Annotated in this window: 6 protein-coding genes; 1 reads left to right on the forward strand and 5 read right to left on the reverse strand. The window is 66.2% G+C overall.

Translation table 11 applies throughout. From position 1 onward, the window contains the following. Positions 1-395: 395 nt before the first annotated feature. The 4 genes from J7I89_RS07395 to J7I89_RS07410 all read right to left on the reverse strand — a co-directional run bounded on the left by J7I89_RS07395 (position 396) and on the right by J7I89_RS07410 (position 4,209). Entirely contained in the window at positions 396-773 is a 378-nt protein-coding gene (locus J7I89_RS07395) for a potassium channel family protein (RefSeq protein ID WP_251045040.1), read from the reverse strand. Between the two features lie 365 nt (positions 774-1,138). Next, entirely contained in the window at positions 1,139-2,758 is a 1,620-nt protein-coding gene (locus J7I89_RS07400) for an ABC transporter permease (protein WP_214968704.1), read from the reverse strand. Beyond that, positions 2,758-3,666 (reverse strand): ABC transporter ATP-binding protein, encoded by a 909-nt coding sequence (locus tag J7I89_RS07405; protein WP_214968706.1) that lies wholly within the window; start codon positions 3,664-3,666, stop codon positions 2,758-2,760. Before J7I89_RS07405 ends, J7I89_RS07400 begins: the two co-directional genes overlap by 1 nt. A 159-nt stretch (positions 3,667-3,825) precedes the next feature. Then, positions 3,826-4,209, reverse strand: coding sequence for a MerR family transcriptional regulator (locus J7I89_RS07410; RefSeq protein WP_214968708.1), 384 nt, complete (start codon positions 4,207-4,209; stop codon positions 3,826-3,828). Positions 4,210-4,383: 174 nt separating this feature from the next. Here J7I89_RS07410 and J7I89_RS07415 point away from each other — a divergent pair, with 174 nt between their 5' ends. Next, a complete protein-coding gene (locus tag J7I89_RS07415; protein ID WP_214968709.1) occupies positions 4,384-5,907 on the forward strand; it encodes a SulP family inorganic anion transporter in 1,524 nt (507 codons plus the stop codon). 77 nt (positions 5,908-5,984) lie between these two features. On the opposite strand, the gene J7I89_RS07420 is transcribed toward J7I89_RS07415, so the two are convergent. After that, positions 5,985-6,751: Na+/H+ antiporter NhaA (locus J7I89_RS07420; RefSeq protein WP_214968711.1), on the reverse strand; the 767-nt coding region annotated here is incomplete at its 5' end.

Raw genomic sequence — 6,751 nt, forward strand, 5'->3', positions numbered from 1 at the left:
CGGCGTCGTCGAGCAGCTGGAACTGGGCTTCGCCGTCGAGGGTGAATTTTTTCGGCGTTATTGCCACTTACCGTTCTGACTGTGACAGGTTTGGATGGCCCCGGTAGGACGGCTATTTCTGGCCCCACTTCGTGACTCTCCGGGCACTTGTGACGGTTATATGTGGCCCCGCCTTCAACGTTGGATTCGTCACTGGATGGATGCGGCGGAAGGCTGGTCTGGATGGAGTCGAGAGTGGAGTTGTTCGCGCGGATCCGAAGGGACGCCGGGCGTGTCGCTTCGTGCGCTGGCGGCCCGGCACGGGATTCACCGAAGAACGGTGCGGCAGGCGCTTGAATCAGCTACCCCACCGGAACGCAAGCCGAGACAAGAGGTGTCCTGACGGCTGGAGCCCTTCAAGCCGGCGATTGATGCCATGTTGATCGAGGACACGATGGCGCCGCGGAAGCAGCGCCGTGAAAGTAGTACGTTCCGTTGAATGACAGCAGGTCCCTGCTGACCGTGGCTACACCCCTGACGAACGATTCGAGCAGTGCAGCGGCATGTCCGGGTTCCAGCGCGGACATGCCCTGCGGGCCGGTGGCCGGTCTGAACAGGTTCAGTTCGTGGGCAAGAGCGCGGCGGCGGCTCAGGGCGGGATATGTTTGCAGAATCCAGGAGACCGTGGCTGTGAGCAACCCGAAGCTGGTGACGGCCTGCGCTGCAGTGACGAGGCGAAGCAAGGGTGCCGCCGGAACTATTTCACCGTAGCCGACCGTGGACAGGCTGACCATCGAGATATATAGGGCTTCGGTGAGGTCCCCTCGGTGGGGGCGCTGCCATTGCGACGGGGGCTGCGACGGTGGCGGCGCGGCCGGATAACCGTCGGGACAGCAGCCACAATGCGCGCATGATCATCCTGCATACAGGACCCGCACCGTGAGGATAGGGGAGTGTATGACGGTCAGCAGAACGTCTGGGAAGTCCATGCTTCACCTTACGGTCAGGGCAGTGTCGGCACCGGTGCACCGCCCACGGGTGCGGCCTGGAGTGGAAAGCGACGACGGGCCGGCCACCGTCATCGCTGGTGGTCGTGGCCGACGACGGTCCGGTGCGGCACCAGCCACACAGCGAGCACCACTTCTCCGAGCGGTCGGCATCACGCCGTGAGGTCGCGGCGCCGAAGCAGGTAGGCAGCGATCCCTGCCCCGGCGAGGGCAATAGCGGACATGGTCAGGGCAGCTGCGGGGTCGAACGGCTCGACGGGCATCGCCGCAGAGTGCCGGAACGGGCTCACATCCTGCAGCCAGGCAGGCAGGCGCAGCAGTTCACCGAACTGACCCACGACCAGGCCGCCGGCCAACATGCCCCACGCCAAGGGAATACTCACCCTGGGCACCGCTGCGAAGAGGACCGCCGTTGCCGCGACGAACACGGCGGCGGCCGGGACGTGCGCCAACGCAGCGGCCACCAGCAGGCCCGGCGGGCCGTTCACCACGCCGGAGAGGCTAAGGCCGATGGTCGCTCCGGTCCCGGCGACGACGGCCACGACCGCCACCGAGGCCGCGGCAAGTACCAGGTTCGCGCCAAGCCACCGTGCCCGGGAGCGGGGCGTGGCCAGGAGAAGTTCGGCCCGGCCCTCGGCTTCCTCTGCGCGGAGCCGCAGCACCGCCTGGATACCGGCGGCCGCGGCCAGGACACCGGCGATGCCCAGCAGGGCGGTGGTGAACACATCGATGATCTCCGCCCGGCTGCCAGGGACGAGCCGGAGGATCAGCCCCCGGAGCGATTCATTGCCGCCAATCACGTCACTGACCACGGGCCCGAGGCCCCCGGCGATCCCTCCCAGCAGGGCTGCGAAAAGGCACCAGCCGATCAGGGTGGGCCGCTGTTGGCGCCAAGCCAAGCCCAGGAACGAGCCACCCCCGGCGCCGGCACGCTCCCTGCCGGCACGTTCAGGCAGCAGGCTGGCGCCCAGATCCCTGCCGCTTCTGACGACCAGTACGGTAACGGCCAGGGCGGCGGCCGCCGCCGTCAGGACCAGCAGCGGCGCGGGATCGGCGGTCGAGAAGGGGCGGGAGCGTTGGCCCCACCCGATGGGCGAGAGCAGCGAAACCCATCCGCTGGTGACCTGGGTCAGATCGGCGCTCGGGGTGCCGAACGCATCGCCGATACCGCGAAGGAAATATGCTGCACCGACCAGACCCGCGGCCGCGCCGTTGGCGGCCCGCCCGGAGGGCATGACCTGTGCGATGGCCGCGGAGACGGCCACGAAAAAGGCCCCGACAGCGCCGACGGCGGCCCCGGTTGTGACTGCCCCGGGTCCGGGCAGCCCGGCGGCGGCGAAACCGGCGGCCACGCACAGAGCCAGCACCAGATTCGCGGCTGCCCCCAGCATCAGGGTTGCTGTCAGTGACGCGGCCCGCGGGATCGGCACGGAGCCGATGAGCTCCGCGCGTCCGAGCTCTTCATCGGTACGGGTATGCCGGATGACCAGAAACGTGCTCATCAGTCCTGCGAGCACAGCGGTGAAGGCATAGCCCTGGAAGAACACCACCGCTCCGATACTGGTCCCGTCGGGCAGGCCGCGGACGAACAGGAACGCCGGGCTCACCGCCGCCACATTGATGATCGCCGCCCTGTCGGCCTCGTCCGCGAATTCCGTGGCCACCGCACCTGCCACGGCGAATCCCAGAAGGGCGATGCCCATGATCCAGACGGGCAGGACTATCCGGTCTCTGCGTGCCTGGGCCAGCACCAGGCCCATGATGCCGGACATCAGAGCACCTGGCCGGTGGAGTCGCTGTAATGGCTCAGGAACAGGGACTCCAACGATGGCGGGGAAACGCTCAGACCGCTGATCCCGGCCGCCGCGACCGCTTCCAACACAGGTGCGAGGTCGGCTGCGTCCACGTCAAACTCGGCAACGTCCCCGTCGATCACGACGCCCTGCACCCGGGGCAGGGCTGCCAGCAGGCCAGCATCGGCCCCCTCGATGCGGAAGTGGGTGAGTTTCAGATGCCTCAGCTCAGCCAGGGTCCCCGATTCCACGGCCCTGCCGGAACGGATGATCGTCACCCGGCCGCAGAGCTGCTCGACTTCGCTGAGGATATGGCTGGAGAGCAGAACCGTGGCACCGTCAGCGCTGACGCGCTGGACCTGGCGGCGGAACACCGAATCCATCACCGGGTCCAGGCCCGCACTGGGCTCATCGAGCAGATAGAGCCGGGCCGGGCGGGCGAACGCTGCGATGAGTGCCACCTTCTGCCGGTTGCCTTTCGAATACGTCCGGGCCTTGCGCCGCGGATCAAACTCAAACTCATCGATCAGTTCCCGGCGCAGCCGCTCCTCGGAGCCGCCGCGCAGTCCGGTGAGCAGGTCAATGACTTCCCCGCCGGACAGGTTCGGCCATAAGCTCACATCCCCGGGAACATAGGCGATGTCCCGGTGGGCGCGGACCGGGTCCCGCCAGGGATCCAGCCCGAACACGCGCGCCGTTCCCGAGATCGGGCGGATAAGGCCGAGGAGCACCCGCAAGGTTGTTGATTTGCCGGCCCCGTTGGGGCCAAGGAAACCGTGGACCTCGCCCGGGCCGACGCGCAGATCAAGGCCGTCCAGGGCGCGGGTCCTGCCGAAAGTCTTCACGAGCCGTGTGGCGTCAACGACCGGATCTGCTGCTGATGTCATGGTGGGTCTCGTTCCCTCGGTCCAGCGACAACGACCGAGGCGGCTGCCACGGCGTTCCGCGGGCACGCTACCCCGCGGGCCGACCAGGCTTCCCGGCTCTCCGATCCACAGCCTACGTCCGGTCCAACCCGCCTGGGAAGAGCCACCGGCAACCGCCCGTCAGGGCTGTGCGCTGAGCCTCTGGATGAACTCGTCCGCTTGGGCCAGGTTGCGGGCCATCTTGGCCCGTTGATGGACCGCTTTCTCCAGGATCTCGGAGAGTCTGGCGGGCGCTTCTTCCCTGGTGCCGCTGGCCTCGCTTGAGGCCAGGATGCCGAGGATTTCGGCCATTTCCTCCAGCGAAAACCCCAGCGGCTTCATCTGCTTAATGACCATGAGGCGTGCGAAGTCATCCTCCGTATAGACGCGGAAGCCCCCGTCGGTCCGCGCTGTGGCGGGCAACAGGCCGACGTCGTCGTAATGGCGGATGGTCCTCAGGGAAAGGCCCATCCGTTCTGCCAGTTCACCGATATGCATCGTGCTGGTGCTCGTCTTTGCTGTCATCAGGGGCCTCCATCCTGTTCCGATTCAGACTCTACCATCACGTTAGGGTAGAGTTCGTGGTGAGTAGCCCCTCAAGGGCAGTTCCCTTCTTCCCGGCGCGCTGCTGCGCCCCTTCATTCTTCGAAAAAGCGAAGCCGCTGCCGTGCGCCTTCCTGACCATGAACGGAGCCAGCAATGGCCGTCAAAACCGGCGGGGAAGCCCCTGCCTACACACCCGAACAGCTGCAGTCTGTTCGGGAAACCCTGAAGTCCCCGCGTCGGCTCAAGACCGAAGTGCTCGCCGGACTGGTCGTCGCACTGGCGCTGATCCCGGAAGCCATCGCCTTCTCGATCATCGCCGGCGTCGATCCGCGCCTGGGACTGTTCGCCTCATTCACGATGGCCGTCACCATTGCGTTCGTGGGAGGCAGGCCGGCGATGATCTCCGCCGCCACCGGCGCGATCGCCCTGGTCATTGCCCCGCTGGTCAAATCCCACGGCGTGGACTATTTCATTGCCGCCGTCATCCTGGCCGGGATCTTCCAGATCATCCTGGGCGTTTCCGGGGTCGCGAAGCTGATGCGGTTCATTCCCCGTTCTGTGATGGTGGGCTTCGTCAACGCCCTGGCCGTCCTGATCTTCATCTCCCAGGTTCCCGAACTGATCAATGTTCCGTGGCTGGTCTATCCGCTGGTGGCGCTGGCGCTGGTGATTGTGTTCGGTCTGCCGAAGCTGACCAGGGCAGTGCCGGCCCCGCTGGTCGCCATCATCGTGCTGACACTCATCACGGTCTTTGCCTCCGTGACTGTCCCGACCGTGGGCGACAAGGGCGACCTGCCCGAGTCCATGCCGTCCCTCTTCATCCCGAACGTGCCCCTCAACCTCGAAACTTTGCAGATCATCTTCCCCTTCGCCCTCGCCATGGCGTTCGTGGGCCTGCTCGAATCCCTGATGACCGCCAAGCTCGTGGACGACGTCACCGACACCCGCTCCCACAAAACCCGTGAAGCCTGGGGCCAGGGCGTGGCGAACATCGTCACCGGGTTCACCGGCGGCATGGGCGGCTGCGCCATGATCGGCCAGACCATGATCAACGTCAAGGCCTCCGGCGCCCGCACCCGGATCTCCACCTTCCTCGCCGGCGTCTTCCTGCTCATCCTTGTGGTCGCCCTCGGCGGCGTCGTCTCCGTGATCCCGATGGCCGCCCTGGTCGCGGTGATGATCTTCGTTTCCTGGGCCACGTTCGACTGGCACAGCATCCACCCCCGGACCCTGAAGATGATGCCCAAGAGCGAAACCCTGGTCATGGTCGCCACCGTCATCGGCACAGTCACCACCCACAACCTCGCAATCGGCGTCGGGGTTGGCGTGATTGTCGCCATGGTCCTCTTCGCCCGCAGGGTCGCCCACTTCGTCACCGTCGAACGGACCGTGAAAACAGTAGAAGGGCACCAGACAGCGACCTACGTCGTGGACGGTGAACTGTTCTTCGCCTCCTCCAACGACCTCTACACCCAGTTCGAATACGCCCTGGACCCCGAGCACGTGATCATCGATATGCACGCCTCCCACCTCTGGGACGCGTCCACCATCGCGGCCCTGGACGCGATCACCGAGAAGTACCGCCACCACGGCACGGACGTGAAAATCATCGGACTCAACGACGCCAGCGTCCTGATGCGCGAACGCCTCGGCGGGAAACTCGGTGCCGGCCACTGACCCCGCCGCCTCTTAACGGGGAGGTCCCCTACCGCATAGCCGGTAGGGGACCCTCCACGTGTGTGGACCGGGTCAGGTCACGGGCGGCGGTCTTCTTCGTAAACGTCCGGGATGCCGTCCCGGTCAGTGTCGATGGCCTCTTCCGCCTCCACGGCACGGTACTGACGGTTCCGGGTGACCAACACTGCCGCCGCCAGGAGGGCGGCGAGCAGCGACGCGGCGAGGATTCCCACCTTGGCGTGGTCATCGTGGGCGCTGCCCTGCCCGAAGCTCAGCTCCGCCACGAGAAGCGAAACCGTGAAGCCGATCCCGGCCAAAAGGGACATCCCGAACACATCGATCCACTTCAAGGACCGGTCCAGGGACGCTCTGGTGGCCTTCGTCAGGAGCCAGGAGGTGCCCAGGATCCCCACCGGTTTACCCAGCACCAACGCCACGATGATGCCGATGGCCACAGGGTCAGTCACAGCCGAGATCAAACCGTCCCAGCCACCCACGGCGACACCGGCGGAGAAGAACGCAAAGACCGGGACCGCAATCCCGGCGGAAATCGGCCGGAACCGGTGTTCGAAGATCTCAGAGAGGCCAGGACCCGCAGAGGGGCCGCCGCTGGCCTGCGACCGGACCACAGGGATGGCGAACCCCAGCAGCACACCGGCGACGGTGGCATGGATACCGGATGCATGCACCAACCCCCAGGTGATCACGCCCAAGGGAAGAAGGATCACCCACGCCGCAGCGGGCCTGGTGCCAAAAAACCGGCGGTACTTCTGCGCCAGGAAGGTATAAACCGCCAGCGGAATGAGGGCCAGCAGCAACGGGCCGGCCTGGATGTCGCTGGAGT

This window comes from Arthrobacter sp. ISL-5 (assembly GCF_018613835.1).
Classification (GTDB): Bacteria; Actinomycetota; Actinomycetes; order Actinomycetales; family Micrococcaceae; genus Arthrobacter.

Coding starts and splice junctions, on each gene's coding strand:
- J7I89_RS07395 (WP_251045040.1), bottom strand. CDS start 773: ATGGTCAGCCTGTCCACGGTCGGCTACGGTGAAATAGTTCCGGCGGCA.
- J7I89_RS07400 (WP_214968704.1), bottom strand. CDS start 2,758: ATGTCCGGCATCATGGGCCTGGTGCTGGCCCAGGCACGCAGAGACCGG.
- J7I89_RS07415 (WP_214968709.1), top strand. CDS start 4,384: ATGGCCGTCAAAACCGGCGGGGAAGCCCCTGCCTACACACCCGAACAG.
- J7I89_RS07405 (WP_214968706.1), bottom strand. CDS start 3,666: ATGACATCAGCAGCAGATCCGGTCGTTGACGCCACACGGCTCGTGAAG.
- J7I89_RS07410 (WP_214968708.1), bottom strand. CDS start 4,209: ATGACAGCAAAGACGAGCACCAGCACGATGCATATCGGTGAACTGGCA.